At 72.0% G+C, this 21,618-nt stretch carries 15 protein-coding genes, 2 tRNA genes and 1 pseudogene; 11 read left to right on the top strand and 7 right to left on the bottom strand.

Features of this window, described 5'->3' with window-relative positions:
• Positions 1-587: 587 nt before the first annotated feature.
• From ACESM1_RS21035 to ACESM1_RS21020, 4 genes are all read right to left on the bottom strand, one after another.
• The gene (locus tag ACESM1_RS21035) at positions 588-911 is read right to left on the bottom strand and encodes a hypothetical protein (RefSeq protein ID WP_372623169.1); all 324 of its coding nucleotides are present in this window, start codon (positions 909-911) and stop codon (positions 588-590) included.
• A 68-nt stretch (positions 912-979) separates the two neighbouring features.
• On the bottom strand, positions 980-2,563 hold the full coding sequence (gene ctaD / locus ACESM1_RS21030) for a cytochrome c oxidase subunit I (protein WP_372623168.1): 1,584 nt from the start codon (positions 2,561-2,563) through the stop codon (positions 980-982).
• Positions 2,564-2,992: 429 nt separating this feature from the next.
• Complete coding sequence (locus tag ACESM1_RS21025; RefSeq protein ID WP_372623167.1) at positions 2,993-6,097, bottom strand: DEAD/DEAH box helicase; 3,105 nt, start codon at positions 6,095-6,097, stop codon at positions 2,993-2,995.
• Between the two features lie 667 nt (positions 6,098-6,764).
• Positions 6,765-6,839 (bottom strand) — tRNA-Gly (locus ACESM1_RS21020).
• 297 nt (positions 6,840-7,136) lie between these two features.
• Between ACESM1_RS21020 and metZ the strand changes: the two are divergent.
• The 3 genes and pseudogenes from metZ to ACESM1_RS21005 all read left to right on the top strand — a co-directional run.
• A pseudogene (gene metZ, locus ACESM1_RS21015) lies at positions 7,137-8,318 on the top strand (O-succinylhomoserine sulfhydrylase); the annotation flags it as partial.
• 359 nt (positions 8,319-8,677) lie between these two features.
• Complete coding sequence (locus ACESM1_RS21010; RefSeq protein WP_372623166.1) at positions 8,678-9,013, top strand: ArsR/SmtB family transcription factor; 336 nt, start codon at positions 8,678-8,680, stop codon at positions 9,011-9,013.
• Entirely contained in the window at positions 9,010-9,396 is a 387-nt protein-coding gene (locus tag ACESM1_RS21005) for a group II truncated hemoglobin (RefSeq protein WP_372623165.1), read from the top strand. Before ACESM1_RS21010 ends, ACESM1_RS21005 begins: the two co-directional genes overlap by 4 nt.
• 300 nt (positions 9,397-9,696) lie before the next feature.
• On the opposite strand, the gene ACESM1_RS21000 is transcribed toward ACESM1_RS21005, so the two are convergent.
• Positions 9,697-9,870, bottom strand: coding sequence for a hypothetical protein (locus ACESM1_RS21000; protein WP_372623164.1), 174 nt, complete (start codon positions 9,868-9,870; stop codon positions 9,697-9,699).
• 428 nt (positions 9,871-10,298) lie between these two features.
• On the opposite strand from ACESM1_RS21000, the gene ACESM1_RS20995 reads away from it, so the two are divergent.
• From ACESM1_RS20995 to ACESM1_RS20975, 5 genes are read left to right on the top strand one after another with little or no spacing between them, the layout of a single operon-like run.
• Positions 10,299-11,444 (top strand): glycosyltransferase, encoded by a 1,146-nt coding sequence (locus ACESM1_RS20995; RefSeq protein ID WP_372623163.1) that lies wholly within the window; start codon positions 10,299-10,301, stop codon positions 11,442-11,444.
• Positions 11,445-11,458: 14 nt separating this feature from the next.
• Positions 11,459-12,943, top strand: a complete 1,485-nt coding sequence (locus ACESM1_RS20990; protein WP_372623162.1) for an oligosaccharide flippase family protein — start codon at positions 11,459-11,461, stop codon at positions 12,941-12,943.
• Positions 12,944-12,945: 2 nt separating this feature from the next.
• Entirely contained in the window at positions 12,946-14,016 is a 1,071-nt protein-coding gene (locus ACESM1_RS20985; protein WP_372623161.1) for a glycosyltransferase family 2 protein, read from the top strand.
• Between the two features lie 4 nt (positions 14,017-14,020).
• Entirely contained in the window at positions 14,021-15,001 is a 981-nt protein-coding gene (locus tag ACESM1_RS20980; RefSeq protein WP_372623160.1) for a glycosyltransferase family 2 protein, read from the top strand.
• Positions 14,998-15,924, top strand: coding sequence for a glycosyltransferase (locus ACESM1_RS20975; RefSeq protein ID WP_372623159.1), 927 nt, complete (start codon positions 14,998-15,000; stop codon positions 15,922-15,924). The genes ACESM1_RS20980 and ACESM1_RS20975 overlap by 4 nt, the downstream gene beginning before the upstream one ends.
• 28 nt (positions 15,925-15,952) lie before the next feature.
• Here the strand turns inward: ACESM1_RS20975 and ACESM1_RS20970 are convergent, their stop codons facing one another.
• Positions 15,953-16,645, bottom strand: coding sequence for a winged helix-turn-helix transcriptional regulator (locus tag ACESM1_RS20970; RefSeq protein WP_372623158.1), 693 nt, complete (start codon positions 16,643-16,645; stop codon positions 15,953-15,955).
• Between the two features lie 134 nt (positions 16,646-16,779).
• On the opposite strand from ACESM1_RS20970, the gene ACESM1_RS20965 reads away from it, so the two are divergent.
• Entirely contained in the window at positions 16,780-17,961 is a 1,182-nt protein-coding gene (locus ACESM1_RS20965; RefSeq protein WP_372623157.1) for an acyl-CoA dehydrogenase family protein, read from the top strand.
• A gap of 101 nt (positions 17,962-18,062) precedes the next feature.
• Here ACESM1_RS20965 and lipB read toward each other — a convergent pair whose 3' ends face one another.
• Positions 18,063-18,749: a lipoyl(octanoyl) transferase LipB gene (gene lipB, locus ACESM1_RS20960; RefSeq protein WP_372623156.1), complete on the bottom strand. Its 687-nt coding sequence runs from the start codon at positions 18,747-18,749 to the stop codon at positions 18,063-18,065.
• Between the two features lie 29 nt (positions 18,750-18,778).
• Here lipB and ACESM1_RS20955 point away from each other — a divergent pair.
• A tRNA-Leu gene (locus ACESM1_RS20955) sits at positions 18,779-18,864 on the top strand.
• Positions 18,865-19,049: 185 nt separating this feature from the next.
• Positions 19,050-21,602 (top strand): HWE histidine kinase domain-containing protein, encoded by a 2,553-nt coding sequence (locus tag ACESM1_RS20950; protein ID WP_372623155.1) that lies wholly within the window; start codon positions 19,050-19,052, stop codon positions 21,600-21,602.
• The last annotated feature ends 16 nt before the right edge of the window (positions 21,603-21,618 follow it).

The raw sequence follows: 21,618 nt of genomic DNA, 5'->3' as shown, positions 1-21,618 counted from the left end.
GCCTACGCCCGAGGAGCGCGCCGGTTCTGCGAGCGCACGGAGTTGCCCAGGGCAATCTGGGATCGGATCGCGCCCGTGCGCCTCGTGGCGCCTGCATTGCCGGATAGGGCACCCGAGGCACGCCCGCCGTGAATCCGGCCAGCTCGCAACGGGGCCGACCGGCGGCGGTCCGCCCTGCGTCGGGTCCGCCATGGCGCCTTCGCGCCGGCAGAGGAGGCTGGAACGCGCTTCATCACCACCCGCACGCATGGCGTGATCGACTACCTCATGGGCGCGCTGCTGATCGTGGCGCCCCCGCCCGGTCGTGCATTCCCCCCGGCGCGCACGCCGCGGCTCCGCTGTGGGCTGCCATCCCCGGGGCCGGCTTCGGTGGGCTGGAAACCGCCTGCACCACTTCGGGCATCCGCGGAGCGCCGCCAGCGTCGGTGCGGAGCGGGGACACGGCGGGGCCGAGCATCGCGACCTTCTCGCCGGTCGCGCCGCTGTCGAGGTCCTGCTTCAGCTGCGCGACGGTCGTGCCAGGACCTCGCACCGGGGGCGACAGCTACGGCTCGATCTCCGTCGGATGGTCGTGCCGCGGCACGACGTCATGGCTGGTCGTCGTCGTCGCTCCCCTCGGTCTGACCCGCCGCAAGCGGGCCGGCATCGCCCTTCGCCGGCGGGCCACGCCGCGCCTGATCGAGCACGCGCTGTGCCATCGCCTCGGTGTCCTCCGCGGGTCGGCCCGCGTCGGGGTGGAAAGGCACCCGTTCGGCGCCGGGCTCGCCAGGTGCGTCGTCAGGGGGCACGCCGTGCAGGTTGCCGGGGCCAGCGGCCTGGTAGCCCTGCGGCGTCGGCTCGCCCTGGCGCTTGCCGTCGGTTCGCGGCGGGGTTTCGTCCTGCCTGGTGCCGACGGGCGGTTGCTTCGTCATGTCCGTGCTCCGTGTAGTCGCATCGCCGACGCAGGGCCGCGCTGTGGGTTGCGCTGCATCCTTCGCGGTCAGCGCACGCGCGGCAGTTCGTCGAAGCTGTGGAAGGGCGGCGGAGAGGAGAGCTGCCACTCCAGCGTCGTCGCACCCGCGCCCCAGGGATTGGCCGCGGCCTCCGGCCCACGCCGGAGCGTCGCATAGACGACCCAGCAGAAGACGAAGAAGGAAATCCAGGAGACCGCGCCCCCGACCGACGAAACGAGATGCCAGCCGAAGAAGGCGTCCGGGTAGTCCGGGTAGCGACGCGGCATGCCCTGGTTGCCCAGGAAGTGCATCGGGAAGAAGGTGATGTTGGTGCCGACGAAGAACGTCCAGAAATGCACCTTCCCCCAGCGCTCCGGGTACTGGTGGCCGCTCATCTTGCTGATCCAGTAGTAGAAGCCGGCGAAGATGGCGTAGGCGGCCGCGATGGCCATCACGTAGTGGAAGTGCGCCACGACGTAGTAGGTGTTGTGGACGATCACGTCGATGCCCGGATTGGCCACCACCACGCCGGTCACGCCGCCGACGGTGAAGGTGAAGATGAAGCCGATGGCGAACAGCATCGGCGTCTCAAGCCGCAGGCTGCCGCCCCACATGGTGGCGATCCAGCTGAAGATCTTGATGCCCGTCGGCACCGCGATGACCATCGTGGCGGCGGCGAAATAGGCACGGGTGTCCACATCGAGCCCCGAGGTGAACATGTGGTGCGCCCAGACCACGAAGCCGACGACGCCGATCGCCACCATCGCATAGGCCATGCCGAGATAGCCGAACACCGGCTTGTTGCTGAACGTGGCAATGACGTGGCTGATGATTCCGAACGCCGGCAGGATGACGATGTAGACTTCGGGGTGGCCGAAGAACCAGAACAGGTGCTGGAACAGCACGGGGTCGCCGCCACCGGCCGGGTCGAAGAAGGCCGTGCCGAAGTTGCGGTCGGTGATCAGCATGGTGATCGCGCCCGCCAGCACCGGCACCGCCAGCAGCAAGAGGAAGGACGTCACCAGGAGCGACCACACGAAGAGCGGCATCTTGTGCATGGTCATGCCGGGGGCGCGCATGTTGAAGATGGTGGTGATGAAGTTCGCGGAGCTGAGGATGGAACTCGCGCCCGCCAGGTGCAGCGAGAACAGCGCCAGGTCCATCGCCATCGACGGGTGATAGGTGTTGTCGGTCAGCGGCGGATAGAGGGTCCAACCTCCGCCCGGCCCTTCGTCGATGAAGAGGCTCGCGGTCAGCATCAGGTAGGCGGGGACCAACAGCCAGAAGCTGATGTTGTTCATGCGTGGGAAGGCCATGTCCGGCGCACCGATCATGATCGGCACGAACCAGTTGCCGAAGCCGCCGATCAGGGCGGGCATGACGACGAAGAAGATCATGGTTATGCCGTGCCCGCTGACCCAGGCGTTCCAGACCTGGCCATCGGGGAAGATCTGCAGGCCCGGAATGGCGAGCTCGAGCCGCATGGCCATGGACATGGCGATGGCGATGAAACCCGTAATGGTGGCGAATATCAGGTAGAGCGTCCCGATATCCTTGTGGTTGGTGCTGAATAGCCACCGCTGGACGAAGCCGGGCCGGTGGTCATGATGGACAGCATCGGCAGCGTCCATGCTCGGCCCTTCTCCTCTCGCAGCATCCGGGCAGTCACTTGCGATGCGCAGCGAATGCTCGCGATGCGCGCGACCGGCCAACGCGCTAGCCCGCAGGCCGCCCAGGCAATTCAACGCGATTTCGGCCTCGGCTCGACGTCCAGGCGGACCCGCAGGCCAGCTCAGCACCTCGGCCCCTTCGTCCATCGGTCTCCTGCGCCTCCGCCATCGTCGAGGGCACATGGTCCACCGCCGCAACGCGCATCCGGCCTTGTGCGAGCACCCGGTTCAGGGTGTCGTCGGGATCGCGCGGAGAGCGGAAGTCGTCGCAATCCGCCAGCGGAATGCGGCGGAGGCATGCTGGATCCGAACCATGGTGTTCCCGTCGGTCCATCTGCTCCGGTGGTGCGCCCTGGCCGTTGCAGCACATCGCCGAGCATGCGCGGCCCGTCAGGACGCGCGCTCGCAGCGCGCCGGCTCGAGCATCGCGAGCAGCGCCTCCGCCGCCGCCACTCGCTCCGCGGGACTTGCGCTCTCCCGTCGCAGCAGGAAGCGCTCGCCCTTCAGTTCGAGCGGCGCAGGCGGCGGTGCGCCGGACGCGGTCCGCGGTGTCGCCGCCACCGCCGTCGGGCCGGCCTCGAGCCGCGCAATGCCGAGCCGCCTGCAGCGCGCCGACATTCGCGCCAATGCAAAGAGGTTCCGCAGCGGCCCTGGTCCCTCGCCGAAGCGATCCTCCATCTCGTCCTCCAGCGCCTCCACGCCCGGGAGGTCGCCGCGGCGTAGCAGCCGCCCCAGCCTGGCGTGCAGGTCCACCTGCAGCCCCTCCTCCGGCACGTGTCCCTCCGGCACGTAGGCATCCACGTCGAGCGCCAGGGCAGGACTCCAGGCCTCCGGCGGCCGCTCGCCGCGCGCGGCTGTCAGGGCGCGGTCCAGGAGGTGGCGGTAGAGCTCGATCCCGACCAGGCGCATGTGGCCGGCCTGCGCCTCGCCCAGCAGGTCGCCCGCACCGCGCAGGTCGAGGTCGCGCGCGCTGACGGCGAAGCCCGCGCCGACGCGGTCCAGCGCCTCAAGGGTGCGCAGGCGGCGCTCCGTCGCGGGCGGCAATCGCGCGCCGGCATCGGTCAGCAGGTAGGCGACACCGCGCGTCCGGCCGCGGCCGACGCGGCCGCGGAGCTGATGCAGCTGCGACAGGCCGAAGCGGTCGGCGCGCCAGATCAGCATCGTGTTGGCCCGCGGCACGTCAAGCCCGGCCTCGACGATGTTGGTGCAGAGCAGGATGTCGCCCTCGCCTCCGGCGAAGCGCACCATCGCCTCGTCCATGGCCGCCGGCGCGAGGTCGCCATGGGCCTCGATGAGCGAAAGCTCGGGTACGAGGCCCGCGATGCGCTCGCGCATCGGCACGATGTCCTCGATGCGTGGACAGACCACGAAGCTCTGGCCACCGCGCCGCGCCTCGCGCCGCAGCGCCGCGGTGAGCAGCGCGTCGTCAAGCGGCGCGCGGAGCGTGCGCACGGGCTGGCGCCGCGCGGGCGGCGTGGCGATGACGCTGAGCTCACGCAGCCCGACCAGCGCGGCCTGAAGGGTGCGCGGGATCGGGGTGGCGGTGAGCGTCAGCCTGTGCAGTCCACGATCCGCACGCAGCATGGCGAGCTGCGCCTTCTGGCGGGCGCCGAAGCGCTGCTCCTCGTCCACGATCAGCAGGCCGAGGTCGCGGAAGCGCACCGACTTCGCGGCGAGCGCCTGGGTGCCGATGGCGATGCCGACCTCGCCCTTCGCGATGGCGGCGCGAATGGCGCGCGCTTCCGCCGGCGGCGTCAGGCGCGAGAGCGCTTCGACACGCACGCCGAGCCCCTCGAACCGGCGCCGGAAGGTGTCGAGATGCTGGCGCACCAGCACCGTGGTCGGCGCGAGCAGCGCCACCTGCTTGCCGGCGAGCGCCGCCGCGCCGGCCGCACGCAGCGCGACCTCCGTCTTGCCGAAGCCGACATCGCCGCAGACCAGCCGATCCATCGGGCGACCCGAGGCTAGGTCGGCGAGCACCGCCTCCACTGCCGCCGCCTGGTCGGGCGTCAGCTCGTAGGGGAAGCGCGCCTCCAGCCGCGTGAGAGGCCGCGCCGGCGGGCGCAGCACCGGTGCCGTGGCCGCCTCTCGCACCTTCATCATGTCGAGCAGGGCGCAGGCGGTCTCGGCCACCTTGGCCTCCGCCTCGGCGCGCCGCTTCGCCCAGCCGCTGCCTTCGAGACGATCGAGCGTGAGTCCCGCCGCCTCGGCGCCGTAGCGCCAGAGCTGGTCGAACTCGTCGAAGGGCACGAGGCGCGAGCCATCGGCGAAGTCGAGGCGGAGGCAATCCACGCGCGCGTCGCCGGCCTCGACGGGCTCGACCCCGCGCAGCGCGGCCAGGCCATGGTCGAGATGGATGACGGCATCACCGGGCTGCAGCGTCGCGCTGGCCGCGATCAGCGTCTCGGCACCGTCGCGCGCGGCCGAGGCGACGCCGGCGCCAGGGCGGATGTCGGCATGGGGGACGACCAGGGCTTCCCCTGTCTCGAAGCCAGGCAGGTCGGCCGGTGCCGCCAGCAACGCGACACTGCCTGGGGGGGCGGCCAGCAGTGCGGGCCAGTCTTCGACCTCCACCACAGGCGCGCCGGCTTCGTCGGCCAAGCGTCGCGCGAGGCGGCGCGCGCCGCGGCCCCGGCCGCCGGCGATGGCGACCCGTTGGCGGTGCCGGAGCGCCGCGGCGGCATGGCCGATGAAGGCCTCTTCCGGATCAGGCTGGGCCGCGAAGCGGGGCGGCACGCGCGCCTCCGCCTCCGCCGCCCGCACCTGCTCGGCCACCCGGCCCCCGAGCGCGGCGTCCCAGCCCGCCTCGTCGAGGTAGAGCGCCTCCGGTGGCGGCACGGGCGGCTCGCCCTCGCGCGCCGGTCGGAGCGCAACGCGCGTACGGAAGGCCTCAGCCACCTCGGCGCGGCGCCGCGCGAGGCCCTCCTGGGCGTCCTCGTCCAGGATCACCGCGGCTTCCGGCAGCAACGCCAGCGGGGCGGTCAGCTTCACGTCGAAGGCGGGCAGCGCATGCTCCAGGCCCGGCGGGCGGGCCTCGACCAGGGGATGGTCGCGCGGCAGCACGAGTTCGGAGGCAGGGCCGATCGTCACGGCCTCCTCCTCCGCATCCAGGCTGCGCTGGGTGACGATGTCCGTGCGGTGGATCGCGGCGATGCGCCCGTCCTCGAGCCGCAGCCGCCACGCCGGATCGCCGGGCGCCCAGGCCGGGAAGACGTCCACGATCTCGCCATGGAGAACCGCCTCGCCCGGCTCGTCCACCCGCTCGTCGAGGATGTAGCCGAGGCGCAGCAGCGCGACCCTCAGCGCCTCCGGCTCCAAGGGCGCGCCGCGGGCCAGGGCCAGCCTCGCCTCCGGATCGTGGCGCGGCAGGCGCTGCGACGCGGCCTCAGCCGACGCCACCAGCAGCCGCGGTCCCTTGCAGGCGGCGATCTCGGCCGGCAGCGCCATGCGCCGGCCCATCACGGGGCGCGAGGGCGAGACACGGTCGTAGGGCAAGCAGTCCCAGCCTGGCAGAAGCCACACAGTGCAGGACATGGGTGCGAGCGTGCGCACCGCCCGGTGCAGTCGCGCTGCGCGAGCCTCGCTGCGCGCAACGAAAACGAGCCCCGCCGGAGCCCGCATGGCGCGCTCGACAAGGCGCGCAGCGAGGAGCCCCTCGGGATGAGCGGTCAGCATGGCGGGGGTCCTCGCGCGTGTTCGGCAGCGTTGGTTGGACCCAACGCGGCGGCCTTCCAGCGGGTGCCATGCGGTCCACGGATGCATCTTCAGGTGAAGACGCACTTCAGTGGTCGCCTGGGTTCCCGCCTGGGTAGTGTCCGCGGAGGTGGTGGAGATTCCGGCGCTGGCCGGGGTGCAGGGCTGGAGTGGCCATCGGACATGGCGGCCGAGGCCGATCTGCTGCCGCGGCCGCGCAAGATCGAGGCGCTGATGGCCGGCGCTGGCACCGCTGGCGACCGGGAGGCGGCGGGTGCGGCGCTGGCGCGGGTCAAGGCGCGGCTGGCGAGGCGGTGTGGGCGTGGATCTTGTGGAAGCGCCGGCGCAGATGCCCCCAGCAGAAGGCGAGCGCGACCGCCCTGCCGGACCTCGTCAGGCTCCGCGCCACAGCCTGATCGCCCAGGGTTTTGCCCCAGTTACTCGCGCGGCCTGCAAGCCATTGGAAAGATGGAGCGGGCGATGGGGATCGAACCCACGACATTCAGCTTGGGAAGCTGACGTTCTACCTCTGAACTACGCCCGCACCAGGGAGTTCGGCGACTATAGGGGGGCGCCCCCTTCACCGGCAAGCCGCCTTGACCGCCGGCGCCGCACGGCACTAAGCAGATGGAGGCGGCGACGCCCCTCGCGATTTGTCCGGCCTGCTTGCGGCGAGGTCCCGGGTTCCCCGGGCGGTGATGAAGATCGCCGAAAACAAGCGCGCTAAACGGCCGTCGGGACGAGGCCTGCGTGCCGCGTCCCGCGCCCCATGTAGCAGGGGCCGGACGCCCAAGCCGCGCGGCGACGCCCACAGGGCGGCGCCGACCAGAAGGTGTCCCGGATGGCCAAGACCCTGCCCGACCGCCCCCTCCGCCCCGCCACAAGACTGGTCCGCGGCGGACAGATGCGCTCCGGCTTCGACGAGACGGCGGAAGCTCTCTTCCTGACCTCCGGCTTCGTCTATGACAGCGCCGAGCAGGCCGAGGCCACCTTCCTCGGCACGGAACAGCACTACCAGTACTCGCGCTTCGGCAACCCGACCGTGACGATGCTGGAAGACAGGCTTGCGCAGCTGGAAGGGGCGGAGGCGTGCCGCCTCATGGCCACCGGCATGGCCGCGGTGCACGCCTCGATGCTGGCGCATCTCAAGACCGGCGACCGCGTGGTGGCCAGCCGCGCGCTGTTCGGATCCTGCCACTGGATCGTCTCCACCCTTCTGCCGCGCTACGGCATCCACGCCGAGTTCGTGGATGGCGGCGACCTCGGACAGTGGCAGGCTGCCCTCGCCACGCCGGCCAACCTGGTGCTGCTCGAGACGCCGTCGAACCCGATGCTCGACATGGTGGACCTCGCCGCGGTGTGCGACCTGGCGCATGCGGCCGGCGCCATCGTGGTGGTGGACAACGTCTTCGCCACGCCGCTGCTGCAGAGGCCGCTGCAGTTCGGCGCCGATGTCGTCGTCTATTCGCTCACCAAGCACATGGACGGGCAGGGCCGCGTGCTCGGCGGTGCCGTGCTCGGGCGGAAGAAGTGGGTGGACGACGTGCTGCAGCCCTTCGTCCGCAACACCGGCCCCGCGCTCTCGCCGTTCAATGCCTGGGTGATCCTGAAGGGGCTGGAGACGCTGCATCTCCGCCTGCCCGCCATGTGCCGCTCCGCCGCCGCGATCGCCGACTTCCTCGCCGAGCGGACGGAGGTGGCGCGCGTGCTCTATCCGTTCCGCGCCGACCATCCGCAGCAGGCGCTCGCCAAGGCGCAGATGGCCGCCGGCGGCAGCCTGGTCACCTTCGAGGTGAAGGGCGGCAAGGAGGCCGCGTTCCGCTTCATGAACGGGCTCGGCATCGTGGACATCTCCAACAACCTCGGCGACTCCAAGTCGCTCGCGACGCATCCGGCGACCACGACTCATCTGCGCGTGGGCGCGGAGGAGCGTGCGAAACTCGGCATCACCGACGGCACGATTCGCCTCTCCGTCGGGCTCGAGGACGTGGCGGACCTGATCGCCGACCTGTCGGAGGCGCTGGACGGGATCGCCCCGGCGCCGGCGCCGACTCGGCGCCCGCTGCCGCCGGTCGAGCCGGTGGAGACGCCGGTACTGGAGCCGGCCGAAACGGCGGCTAAGCCCAGGCGCGGCAAGGCGCGCGGGGAGGCCAGGGCGGCCGCCGAGCCCACCACCCCGCTGCTCTTCGACCTCGCAGCGTCACTGCCCGATGCGCCGGGCCGCAAAGGGTGACACCGGCCCGTTGATTTCGCGGCTGTTGCATGCGGCGGGCGCGGCCGGTCAGTGCGATATCGTTCCGAAATCGTCCCGTGCCCGCTTGCCGTTTCGTTCGCGAACCTCGATATAGTTCGCCACGGTGGCGCAGCAGGACGACGATGGGAATGGCGGATACGCTGGCTGACGAGACGACGACCGGCCTCGAGCAGATCGAGGAACATGCGGCCGAGGCCGCTGCCATGCTGCGCCTGCTCGCGAATGAGAGACGGCTGCTGCTCCTCTGCATGATGATCACCGAAGGCGAGGCGCATGTCGGCCGCTTGGCAGAGCGCGTCGGCCTGTCGCAGCCTGCGGTTTCGCAGCACCTGGCGAAGCTGCGCGAGGATGGGCTGGTCACCACCCGGCGTACCGGGACGACGATCCATTACCGGATCGCCGACCCGCGCGTGGAGCGACTGATCAAGACCGTGCACGATGTCTTCTGCGCCGATCTGGCGTGACTGACGGGACGGCGTATGAGCGACTCGGCTGCGAGGCCGGGCTGCGGCGGTTGACTCGCCGCTTCTACGCCCTGATGGACGAACTCCCGGAAGCCGCCGCGTGCCGTGCGATCCATCCGGCTGATCTCGCGGACTCCGAGCAGAAGCTGTTCGAGTATCTTTCCTTCTGGCTGGGGGGACCGCCGCTGTTCCTGGAGCGGCGCGGGCCGCCGATGCTGCGCGCGCGACACCTGAAGGTGCCGATCGGCCAGGCCGAGATCGAGGGCTGGCTGCTCTGCTTCCGCCGCGCCTGGCTGGAGCAGGTCGTGGATCCGGCGCTGGACGCCGCCGTGCTTCCGCGGGTCGAGCATCTCGCGCATCACATGCGCAACGCTGCGGCATAGGGCACAGCGCCGTCGGGCGGGATCGCGCGACGGCCTGGATCTGCTCTGCGGGCAACAGGGTAGGGCGGTTCAGCTGGCCCGCACCGCCGCACTCCCGCAGCAAGCTCGGCGCCATCCGTTCCGGCACCCAGGTTCACACCAGTGACAATAACGGACGAAGGTGGCGCTGCGATGAGAACTGCGCTGGTGGCGGCGAGCCTGCCGCTCGCGCAACGTGCTGCCACGAAGCAGGCTGTGCTACCGAGGTTTGTTGCGGCTTCATGCTGCATTGCGAGCTCCGCGTGCGGGTCCGCCGAATCTTCACGTGGCCGGCATCGCCTGCCGCTCGCGACCATTCGATCCGCTGCTCGCAAGCTTGCGCGTTGCGGTCTCCGCATATTTCGTATCTTCCTCGGACCGGAACCGAGTGAAGAGCCGGGCATCCGCCGCGTCTTCGCGTCGCATGCCTACAGCGGAGGCGGGCAGGATCATCATGGGCCAGGCTGCCTCGCGCTTGGCGTCCGATCTGCACGTGCCGCCCTCGCGCGTCGGAGTTGGCAGCGGAACTTCGGATGCACGATGGATGCGAGTCGGCAAGGTCTGGGAACATATTGCGGAGCACATCCGTTTTGTCGCGCGTGACAAGGCGGGAGACCGCTTGGCAGCGGGCCTCTCCGGTTTTTGCTTCGCGGCGCGCGGCTGCGATCGTTGAAGGTTGATCCCGACATCGTCGCGCCGGAGGAAGCTGCAGAGCCTGCTGGGGAATCAGCAGGGCTCAGCGCCACCGCACGCCTCGACGTCGAGGCTCTAGCCGCAGGATGACCATGAGAACGCAGGCTTCCTTCGCGAACAATGATCCCGCTGCAGGATCGGCAGGGCGCGTTGCAGAAGGCCACGCCGCCTCGGGCGACGCGCGCGGCTGCATGCGCATCCTGTTCGTTTCCGACCACGCCTACCTGCCGCAGCGAGTCGGCGGCACGAAGTCCAGCACGCACGAGCTCTGCCTCTCGCTGCGCGAGCGCGGGCACAAGGTCGGCGTGCTCTGCCACCCCGGTCCCCGGCGCGACGCGCTGTGGCTCTATCATCGGGTTGCGCGCCGCGCCTTCGGCCCCGAAAGGCCGGTGGCGGACCACGTGCTCGGCTATCCCGTCTGGCGGCGCTACGACCTGGATGGCCGCACGCTCCGGCTTGTCGCGGCGCGCTTGCGCGCGGAAGCGGTGGTGGTGCAGGCGGAGCGGGCGAGCCCGCTGATTGCCGCGGCGCTCGAGACCGGGCTCGCGGTGTTCGTCTATCTCCGCGATGTCGAGCTGCACAAGCTGGCCGCACCGCCGCCGCGTGACTCCCGCATCCGCTACATCGCCAATTCCGGCTTCACGGCCGGGCGCTATCGCGAGGTCTTCGGGATCGATCCAATCGTCCTGCCGCCGCTGATGCGGCCGGAGCGCTATCGCTGCACGCCGGACCGGCGCTTCGTCACCTTCGTCAACCCGGTGCCGGTCAAGGGTTCCGACATCGCCTTCGCGCTCGCCGCGGCGCGGCCCGATCTCGACTTCCTCTTCGTCGCCGGCTGGCCGGTGGACGCGGCGGAGGACGATGCGCGGCAGGAGCGCGCACGGCGCCTCGGCAACGTCACCTGGCAGCCGAGCGTGCAGGACATGCGCCGCGTCTATTCGCGCACGCGGCTGCTGCTCGCGCCGAGCCGGTGGGAGGAGGCCTGGGGCCGCGTCGCCTCCGAGGCCCAGATGAGCGGCATCCCCGTGCTCGCCAGCGATCGCGGCGGACTGCCGGAGGCGGTCGGGCCGGGTGGACTGCTCGTGCCGCATGACGCGCCGGTCGAGGCGTGGACCGCTGCGCTCTCGGCAATGCTCGACGATCCGGCGCGCTACGCCGCCTTCTCCCGGGCCGCGGCGGAGCATGCGGCGCGGCCGGAGATCGTGCCCGATCGGCTCATCGCGCGGCTCGAGGACGTGCTGGCGGCGCATGTCGCCGCCTGGCCGCGCTCCGACGCCGCCGGCCGCCCGGCGCGCCCGGCAGCCTTGCCGGCCGCGGCGCCGGCGGCGCGGACCTGAAGGGGGCGCCAAGCTTGTCAGCCCCCACGGCGCGCGTCGCCGTCGCCTTCTCCTTCGCGGCCAAGTATTCGACGCTGGCGCTGCGCACCGTCGGCCTGCTGGTGCTGGCGCGCCTGCTCCCGCCCGAGGAGTTCGGCGTCTTCGCGACCGCGGCCGCCATCGTCACCCTCGTCTTCGTTTTTGCCGAGTTCGGGCTGAACAGCCATCTGATCCAGGCGCGGCGGCTGACGCGCGCCCTGGTCGCCGCGGCGTTGGGGCTGGCGAGCGTGCTGAACCTCGTTGCGGTCACGCTCATCGTCGCATTGGCCTGGCTGCTGCCCTGGACGCAGACGGTGCCGGAGGCGTCCACGGTGCTGCTGCTGCTCGCCGCCGCCGCCGCGGTGGGGCCGATCGCGCTGCCGGCCGCTGCCAAGCTGCAGCGCGGGATGCGGTTCGACCGGCTGCTGGTGATCGACTTCGTGCGCAGCATCGTCGGTGTCGGGGGCAGCATCGCCCTCGTTGCGGCGGGGTGGGGCGTGGTGGGCCTCGCCTGGGCGGCGGTTGCGGAGTCGGTTTCCGGCGTGGCGCTGACGCTCGCTCTTGGCGCGGGGCGCCGGCCGGTGATGCCCGCGCTCCGCGGCTGGGGCATCGCGCTGCGCTTCGGCGGACCACTCGCCCTGGTCGGCGGCTTCCGCCAGGCGGCCGAGGCGGGCACCACGCTCCTCATCAGCGGCCTGCTCGGCCACACGGCGGCCGGCGTCTATGCCCGCGCCCTCACGGTGAAGACGCTGCTGCACAAGGCGGTGGTCGAGGCGGTCTCGCCCGTCGTGCTGCCGGTGCTGTCACGCGAGACCCGCCAGGGCCGCGACCTGGGCGGGCTCTACCTCCGCAAGATCGGTGCGCTCACCGCGCTGCACTGGCCGTTCTTCGCCGTGCTGGCGCTGCTGGCGGAGCCGCTGGTGCTGCTCGTGCTCGGGCCGCAATGGGCCGCGGCGGCGCCGGTGGTGCGCGTGCTGGCCCTGGCGGGCCTGTTCGACCCCTTCGGTGCGCTCAGTCTCAAGTTCTTCGTGGCCCTCGGCGCGAATGCCGCCTTCCTGCGCATCCAGGCCTGCGTCGTCACGGCGCGGCTTGTGGCGGTCGGGCTGCTGGCCATGGTCTCGCTGGAGGCCGCGGCGCTCGGCCTGGTTGCCGGCGCGGCGGTGCGGGCCGTGGGCGCGACGCTCTGGCTGGAGCGGCGGCTGGACGTGTCCTGGGCCGCGATCGGCAGCCGCCTTGTCCAGGCTGCCGTGCTCACCGCCTTTTCGGTTGCCGGCCCCGCGGTTTTGCTGCTGGTCACCGGCTGGCCCGCCGATCTCGCTGTCGGGCTCGCCGGCGGCGCGCTCGGTGCGCTCGGCTGGGGGGCGGGCCTCGTGGTCACGCGCCACGAACTCGGGGGAGAACTGCTTCGCGCGGCCACCGCGTTGCGTGGCCGCCTCGTCGCCTGGACCGCCTTCCACCACCGCCTGAGTTGGAGACGTTGAGGATGACGCCCCCCGAGACCCACGATCCGATCGTCACCCTGGTCGTGACGCCGCGCGAGAAATGGAGCGTCTGTCGCCGTTCGCTCGACAGCATCCTGGAGCATACCGAGAAGCCGTACCGGCTCGTCTGGGTGGATGGCGGGTCGCCGGCCGCGGTGCGGCGGGAGATCGCCGCCGAGGCCGCGCGGCATGGTTTCGAACTGGTGCGCACCTCGCACTACCTGACGCCCAACGAGGCACGGCTGATCGGTCTCGAACGCGTGCGCACCCGCTACGTCGTGTTCATCGACAACGACGTCGTCGTCTCGCCCGGCTGGCTCGGGCCGCTGATCGACTGCGCGGAGAAGACCGGCGCAGCGGTGGTGAGCCCGGTGATCTGCCAGGGCCACCCCCTGCACGAGATCGTGCACTGCGCCGGCGGTACCTGCGGCGTGAAGCAGGTGGTCTCCGAGGACGGGCCGGAGCGGCACATGTTCGAGCATATCGCCAGCCAGGGCCGCCGCATCGCCGAACTTCGCCACCGCCTGTCGCGGTCCGAGACGGGGCTGGCCGAGTTCCACTGCCTGCTCGCCCGCACCGAGGTCGCGCAACGGGAGGGCATGATCGACCGGCACATCCTCAACACGCGCGAGCATGTGGATTTCTGCCTCAACGTCACCGAGGCGGGCGGCACGATCTGGCTGGAGCCGGACAGCATCGTGACCTACCTGCACGACACGCCGCTGCGGCGATCGGACCTCGCCTATTTCATGCTGCGCTGGAGCGATGCCTGGGAGCGACGCAGCATCGAGCACGTCATCGCCAAGCGGGGCCTCACCACGCGCGGCACCATCGGCCGGCGGCTCAACAATGCCGGCTGGCGGCGACGGCAGTATCTCGTCGGCCCCTTCGTGGACCGCCTGGCGGCGAAGCTCCCGGTGGGGCGGCTGCGCTGGCCCGCAAAGGCGCTGATGATGCGCGGCGAGGCGGCGCTGAACGCGCTGTTGACGCGCGCGCATGCCCGCAAGTCCGGCGAGGCGCCCGTGGCCGCGCCGGAGGCGAAGGGCGGCGGCCCGGCTCCGTCGGCGCGTTGACGCCGTGGCCCCGGTCGCCTCCATCCTGGTCGCCGCCTACCGGGCCGAAGCACACCTGGCGCACGCGCTGAGCTCGGCGCTCGCCCAGACCTGCCGCGAGATCGAGGTCGTGGTGGTGGATGACGGGTCGGACGACGCCACCTTCGCCGTCGCCGAAGCTTTCGCGCGTCGTGATCCGCGCGTCGTCGCGCTGCGCCATGCGCGCAATCTTGGCCCGGCCGCCGCGCGCAACACCGCGCTCGCCGCCGCCCGCGGACGCTGGCTCGCGGTGCTGGATGCGGATGACGGGCTGGCGCCGGACCGCATCGAGCGGCTGGTCGCGCAGGCGGAGGCGCGCGGGGCCGACCTGCTCGCGGACGAGCTGATCCAGACCGATTTCGCGACCGGCGAACGCCTGCCGCACGAGCTTGCCGGCCGGATCGTGACCCATCCCGGCCCGGTGACCCTGGCCGAGATGGTGCAGAAGGATCGCCCGGACATGATCGGGCGGACGCAGTTCGGCTTCCTCAAGCCGGTGCTGCGGAGCGATTTCCTCCGCCGCACCGGTGTGCGCTACCAGGAGGACCTTCGGGCGGGCGAGGATTTCGTGTTCGCCTACGAATGCGTGGCGCGCGGCGGCCGCTACATGCTGACGCCGGAGCGCGGCTACATCTATCGCGTGCGGGCCGATTCCGTCTCGGGCCAGACGCGCTCGCATGTCGATCTCTGCATCGGCAACCGCCGCCTGCTCGCGCTCGCCGATCCGCGCGACCAGGCGCTGCTGCAGGCGCTGCGCCTGCGGCAGGGGCTGCTCGACTTCGCCTGCTTCAAGCTGCACTACGAGAACGGCCAGCGGCGCAGGGCATTGTCGCACGCGATCCGCGTGCCGCTCGGCTACATGGCGCGGCGGCTCGGGGCCGCGGCGGGGCGACGGGCCTCGGCGGCCTGCGGGCCGTTGCTCGGCCGGGCGGCGCGCCCGATCCGCGAGGGCGGGGCAGCCGAGTGACCGCCGTCGTCTTCGCCACGCGGAACGGGGCAAGGACGCTGCCAGCGATGCTGCCGCGCCTGCTCGGGCTGCGGGCACCGCCGGGCGGGCACCGCATCGTCGTGGTGGACAACGGCAGCACGGACGCGACGTCGGATCTGCTGCGCGCGGCGGCGGCGGCGAGCGCCGTGCCCTTCGCCGTCCTGGAGGAGCCGCGGCCGGGGAAGAACCGCGCGCTGAACCTTGCGCTGCCGTTCGTCGCAGATGAGCCGCTCGTCGTTCTCACCGATGACGACGTGCTGCCCGAACCCGACTGGCTGCAGCGGCTCTGCGCGGCGGCGGAGGCGAATCCCGACGCCGACCTGTTCGGCGGGGCGATCAGGCCGGTCTGGCCGGGTCCGATGCCGCGCTGGATCGCCGAATACGGCGTGCCGCTCGGCGTGGTCTACAGCGCGACGGATGCCGGGCGCACCGCCGGCCCGATCGGGGCGGACCTGGTCTGGGGGCCGAACATGGCCCTACGCGGCGCCGTGCTGCGCGCCGGCCATCGCTTCGACGAGAAGGTGGGGCCGGATGCCGGCAGCGCCGCGTACGGGATGGGCAGCGAGACCGAGCTCACCACCCGCCTCGCCAGCGCCGGCCATCGCGCCGTCTTCGTGCCGGATGCGGTGGTGGGTCACCTGGTCCGCCCGGAACAGCTCGAGGAGGGCTGGATCCTCGGCCGCGCCTTTCGTCACGGGCTCGGCTTCTTCCGCTACCATCCGCGCCCCACGCGTGGGCAGCTGCCATGGATCGCGGGCCTGCCACCCCGCTTCGCCGCCGATCTCGCCGCGCATGCGACAGGGGCGGCGGCGCTCCGGCATCTGCCGCGGGGCCGCCTGCGCTTTCAGATCCTGTGGCAGGCTGCCTGGCTCCGCGGCGCCGCGCGGTACCTCCGCAGCTGACCTGCCCACGCCGGACGGCGCGCCCGGCTCAGCCCACCCGCCGCGTCTCGGCGGCGAAGACGCTCAGGCCCAGCCATTGCTGCATGCTGCGGGCAAGCCCGACGTCGCCCAGCAATTCCAGCCGCCCTGCCTCCACCTCCTGGCGGATCGTGGCGAGGCCCATCCACACCGAGGTCATGCTGCGCAGCGAGCCGGTCACCGTCAGGTCCACCTCGAATCCCGGATCGACGCCGCAGAGATCCACGACCCCGCCATCCACCACCAGCCACCAGTTCCGGCGATTCTCCGGCAGTTCGGGGTATTGGAACTGAATCGTGCAACGCCGCGGCGGCAGCGGCTTCGGGTTGAGGTTCCGCCGCATGTCCCACATCAGCAGCGAGGGATCGAGGTTCTTCAGCGACAGCTGCGATTCCACCCAGCGCTGCCCCCAGAACCCGAAGCCGAGCACGATCGGCCGCAGATCCTCGCCCGCCGGGGAGAGGCGGTACTCGATGACCCCCCGCTCCCCAGGCGCCGCCACCACCACGCCGGCGCGCTCCAGCTCCTTCAGGCGTTTCGACAGCAGCGCCGGCGACATGCGCGGCACCCCGCGGCGGAGTTCGTTGAAGCGCGTGGTGCCGCAGAGCATCTCGCGCAGCACCAGCACCGTCCAGCGCGAGCAAAGGATCTCGGACGCCATCGCAACGGGGCAGAACTGCCCGTAGCTGCCGCGGTCTTCCACCGCACCTTCCTCCCGCCGACCCGCGCGCAGCCTGGCCCGGATCGCCCCCTGACCGTAGTTCAGATCGTGAACTGGCGGCAGCCCACGACGCGGCGCAATGCTCCCCCCGGCCAATCAATTCGGGAGGAACGACCATGAGCAGCACCATGAGCATCACCGGCCTGGCGCCCCGCGCCACCGATCCCGCCGACGACCTCGGCGCGCAGCCCGTCATCGAGCGCGCCCACCGCCTGGTGCCCGAACTCGCCGAGCGCGCCGCCGAATGCGACGCCGAGGACCGGTTCGTCGCCGCCAACTACGCGCTGCTGAAGCAGGCCGGGCTGGTGGAGGCCGGCGTGCCGCGCGAACTCGGCGGTGCCGGCGCCGATGTGCGGGAGCTTGCCGCGATGCTGCGCGTGCTGGCGCATGGCTGCAGCTCCACCGCGCTCGCCTTCTCGATGCACACCCATCAGGTCGCGGTGCCGGCCTGGCGCTGGCGCCACCAGAAGGTCGCGGCGGCGGAGCCGCTGCTGCGCCGCATCGCTGCCGAGCGCATCATCGTGCTGTCCAGCGGCGGTTCCGACTGGATCGGCGGCTCGGGCGAGGCGGTGCGGGTGGAGGGCGGCTACCGGGTGACCGGCCGCAAGGTGTTCTCCTCCGGCTCGCCGGCCGGCGACATCCTGATGACCGGCGCGGTGGTGCACGAGCCGGAGGGCGACGCCGTCATCCATTTCGGCGCCTCGATGAAGGCGCCGGAGGTGCGTGTGCTCGACAATTGGCGGGCGCTCGGGATGCGCGGCACCGGCTCGAACGACGTGGTGCTGGATGGCCTCTTCGTCGCCGATGCGGCGGTCGCCTTCAAGCGCAAGGCGGGCGAGTGGCATCCGGTGTTCCAGATCATCGCCACCATCGCCTTCCCGCTGGTCTATGCGGTCTATCTCGGCGTCGCGGAGCGGGCGCGGGACCTGGCCATCGGCATCGCGGGGCGCCGCCCGCCGGGCGAGGACGTGCTGCACCTGGCCGGCCGCATGGACACGGCGCTGCGTGCCGCCCGCCTGGCTCATGAGTGGATGATCTCGGCGGTGGAGCGCAACGCGCCCTCGGCCGAGACGGTGAACGAGGTGATGATCGGCCGCACGCTGGTGGCCGAGCACGCGATCCGCACCGTCGAGCTGGCGATGGAGCTGGCCGGCGGCGCGGCGTTCCAGCGCGGTGTGGGTCTCGAGCGGCTGTTCCGCGACGTGCAGGGCGCCCGCTACCACCCGCTGCAGGCGGGGCCGCAGGCGCGCTACGCGGGCGCCATGGCGCTCGGGCTGGATGTGTCGCGCATCTTCTGACGCGGTCGGAGCCGCGGAGGGGCGCCGCCCCTCCGCGCCGCCCGGCCAGGGGCGTCGGGAACGCCGGGTTCCGGCCGAGGTGCCGGCGAGGAGCAGGGTGGCTAGCCGAACACCTCGCCCCAGGCCGCCATCAGCGCCGAGTCCGCCTCCTCCATCGTCGCCGGCACGCCCAGCCGGTGCAGGCTGGTCACGCCGTGCTCGGCCACGCCGCAGGGCACGATGCCGCCGAAATGGCCGAGCTCCGGGTCCACGTTCAGCGCCACGCCGTGCCAGCTCACCCAGCGCGTCACGCGCACGCCGATCGCGCCGATCTTGTCCTCGGTGCCGCGCGTACGGTCCACCACCCAGATGCCGACCCGTCCCTCGCGCCGCTCGCCCTTGACGTTGAACCGATCGAGCGCGCGGATCAGCCACTCCTCCAGCCCGTGCACATAGGCCCGCACGTCGCGCGCCCGCACCGTGCCGTGCGGCCGGGTCAGGTCCAGCATCACATAGGCCGTCCGCTGCCCCGGGCCGTGGTAGGTCCACTGGCCGCCGCGGCCAGCGGCGAAGACTGGGAAGCGGGTCTCCAGCAGATCCTCCGGCCGGGCGGAGGTGCCGGCGGTGTAGGTGGGCGGGTGCTCCAGCAGCCAGACCAGCTCCTCCGCCTCGCCGGCGCGGATCGCCGCGACGCGTGCCTCCATCGCGGCCATTGCCGTGGCATAGGGCGTCAGGCCGGGGGCCGCGATCCAGGCCACGGAATCCGGTGCCGGCGGGGCGTGCGGGGGCGTTGTCGGGTCCGGAGTCATGGGCTATACGCCCCGCCTCTACCGGCTTTGCGGTCGTGGCGGAATGGTAGACGCGCCAGCTTGAGGTGCTGGTGGGGGCAACCCCGTGGAAGTTCGAATCTTCTCGACCGCACCAGTGCCCGCGACCGGAGTTCATTCCTCACGGAAAGTTGAGCCGCGTGGGCGCCGCGCCCCGGTCCTGACGGGCTAAGCTGCTGGCCGAACAGGAACTTCCGCGCCGGAGGCCAGCATGCCCGTGCCGCTTTTCCGGCCTCGTTCCGGTTACAACGCCTGCCGGGTATCGCGCGGGTGAACGGCGGCATGGATCCGGTGCCGGCCTTCGGTGAGGCCGACGTCAGCAATTGCGACCGCGAGCCGATCCACATCCCGGGCTCCGTCCAGCCGCATGGCCTGCTGCTGGTGCTGCACCCGCAGACATTGCAGGTTCTGCAGGCCGGCGGCGATGCCTCCCTGATCGCCCCCGCCACGGCCCGCCCCGGCCAGCCGCTGGCCGCCCTGCTGCCGGAGGCGGCGCGCGCGCAACTCGGCCGCCTGATGCACGATGCGTCGGAGGGGCTGCCGCGCGCGGTCGCGGTCACGCTGCCGGATGGCCGGCGCCTCGACATGACCACCCATCGCGCCGAGTGCGGCGTGATCGTGGAATTCGAGGCGCTGGCCGCCGCCGAAGCCGTCCCGCCGAGCCGGCTCGCGATCCTGCAGGACATGGTCGCCTGCCTGCAGCGCGCCGACAGCATCGACGGCTTCTGCCAGACCGCGGTGGAGGAGGTCCGCCGCGTCACCGGCTATGACCGCGTCATGATCTACCGCTTCGAGCCCGACGACAGCGGCGTCGTCGTCGCCGAGGCGCGGGAGGAGGCCGCCGAGCCCTATCTCGGCCTGCACTACCCCGCTTCCGACATCCCGCAGCAGGCGCGCGCGCTCTATCTGCGCAACTGGCTGCGCATCATCCCCGATGCGCGCTACGTGCCGGCACCGCTGGTGCCGCCGGTCTCGCCGCTCACCGGGGCGCCGTCGGACCTGTCGGTCTGCCTGCTGCGCAGCGTCTCGCCGCTGCATCTTGAATACCTGGCGAACATGGGCGTGCGCGCCACCATGACGCTGTCCGTCATCCGTAGTGGCGAACTGTGGGGGCTGATCGCCTGCCACCACGCCACGCCGCGCCACGTGCCGGCAGCAACCCGCGCGGCCTGCATGCTGTTCGCGCAGATGTTCTCGCTCCAGTTGGAGGCGAAGGAGCAGGCGGCGGCCTTCGCCGATGCCGAGCGCATGCACCGCCTGCGCGAGGCGCTGGTGCAGGCCACCGCACGGGAGGAGGACCTGGCGGCCGGACTGCTGCGCCAAGCGCCCGCGCTGCTGGAACTGGTGCCCGCGGAGGGCCTCGCGCTGCTGGTGGAGGGCAGCTACACCGCCATCGGCCAGGTGCCCGGGGAAGCCGCTGTGCGCGACTTCGCCGCCTGGGCGAGCGCGCTGCCGGGGGATGGCGTGCTGGCGCTCGATGCGCTGGCCGAAGCCTGGCCACCGGCGGCGGCCTTCGCCGAGGTGGCGGCCGGTGCACTGGTACTCTCGGTCTCGCGCGAGCCGCGGGACTGCCTGATCTGGTTCCGCCCGGAGCACCTGCGGACCGTCACCTGGGCCGGGGACCCGCGCAAGCCGGTGGAGGTCTCGGCGGCCGGTGCGCGACTGTCGCCCCGCCGCAGCTTCGAGGCCTGGCGCGAGACGGTGCGCGGCCGTTCCCGCCCCTGGCGCGCGACGGAGCAGGAGGCGGCGCAGGCGCTGCGCGCGGGGCTGCTGGAGGTGGTGCTGCGCCGGCTCGACCAGGTGGCGCAGGAACGCGCCCAGGCCCGGGAGCGGCAGGACCTGCTCCTCGCCGAGCTCGACCACCGGGTGAAGAACACCCTGGCCAATATCCAGGCGCTGGTCCGCCACAGCAGCAGCGGCGCGGCCGGGCTCGAGACCTTCGTCGCCGACCTGCACGCACGGCTGCGCGCGATGGCGCAGGCGCATAGCCTGCTCTCCTCCAGCCGGTGGGAGGGGGCGGGGCTGCGCAGCATCGCGGAGGAACAGCTGCGCCCCTATCTCGGCGGCGAGCCGGGTGCACACCGCATCAGGATCGAAGGGCCCGATGTGCGGCTGCGGCCGAAGCCGGCGCTGGCGCTGAGCCTGGCGCTGCACGAGCTGGCGACCAATGCGGCGAAACACGGTGCCCTCTCGGTGCCGGCCGGCCGCGTGCGGCTCTCCTGGCGGATCCAGGATGACCGGCTGCTGCTGGACTGGCAGGAGCGCGGCGGCCCCGCGGTGGCACCGCCCGGCCGTCGCGGCTTCGGCACCCTCGCGATCGAGCGTGGTCTTGCCTACGAGGTCGGCGGCAGCAGCCGGCTGAGCTTCGAGCCGGAGGGCGTAACCTGCCGGGTGGTGATGCCGCTCCGCCAGGTGACGGAGGCCGGCGCGGTGCTCGCCCGGCGCGCCACCCCGGCCGGCCTGCGCGGCCTTCGCGTGCTGGTGGTCGAGGATTCGGCGCTGGTCGCGATGGAGATCGAATCGGCGCTGCGGGCCGAGGGCGTGGAGATCCTCGGCCCGCTGGCGCGGCTGGGCGAAGCGCTCGCCGCGCTGCGGGGCGCGCCGCCGGATGCCGCGCTGCTCGACATCGACCTGGATGGCGTGCCGGTGTTCCCGGTCGCCGACCGGCTGGTGGAGCAGGGCGTGCCGGTGCTGTTCACCACCGGCTATGAGCCGCGCCTGGTGCTGCCGCCGCGCTACGCCACCGCCAGCGTGCTGGCCAAGCCGTTCCGCGGCGAGGATGTCGTGGCGGCGTTGCGGTCCCTGCTGGCGTTGCGCCCGCCGTCCGCGACATAGCCTGCCGCACTTCGGC

Source organism: Falsiroseomonas sp. (assembly GCF_041690465.1).
GTDB lineage: Bacteria > Pseudomonadota > Alphaproteobacteria > Acetobacterales > Acetobacteraceae > Falsiroseomonas.
This window is presented reverse-complemented; position numbering and strand designations above follow the sequence as displayed.

Excerpts from the sequence above, each read along its gene's own strand:
- ACESM1_RS21035 (WP_372623169.1), bottom strand. The coding sequence starts at position 911 with ATGACGAAGCAACCGCCCGTCGGCACCAGGCAGGACGAAACCCCGCCG.
- ctaD (WP_372623168.1), bottom strand. The coding sequence starts at position 2,563 with ATGGACGCTGCCGATGCTGTCCATCATGACCACCGGCCCGGCTTCGTC.
- ACESM1_RS20965 (WP_372623157.1), top strand. The coding sequence starts at position 16,780 with ATGAGCAGCACCATGAGCATCACCGGCCTGGCGCCCCGCGCCACCGAT.
- lipB (WP_372623156.1), bottom strand. The coding sequence starts at position 18,749 with ATGACTCCGGACCCGACAACGCCCCCGCACGCCCCGCCGGCACCGGAT.
- ACESM1_RS21000 (WP_372623164.1), bottom strand. The coding sequence starts at position 9,870 with ATGATGATCCTGCCCGCCTCCGCTGTAGGCATGCGACGCGAAGACGCG.
- ACESM1_RS21010 (WP_372623166.1), top strand. The coding sequence starts at position 8,678 with ATGGCGGATACGCTGGCTGACGAGACGACGACCGGCCTCGAGCAGATC.
- ACESM1_RS20995 (WP_372623163.1), top strand. The coding sequence starts at position 10,299 with ATGCGCATCCTGTTCGTTTCCGACCACGCCTACCTGCCGCAGCGAGTC.
- ACESM1_RS20950 (WP_372623155.1), top strand. The coding sequence starts at position 19,050 with ATGGATCCGGTGCCGGCCTTCGGTGAGGCCGACGTCAGCAATTGCGAC.
- ACESM1_RS20985 (WP_372623161.1), top strand. The coding sequence starts at position 12,946 with ATGACGCCCCCCGAGACCCACGATCCGATCGTCACCCTGGTCGTGACG.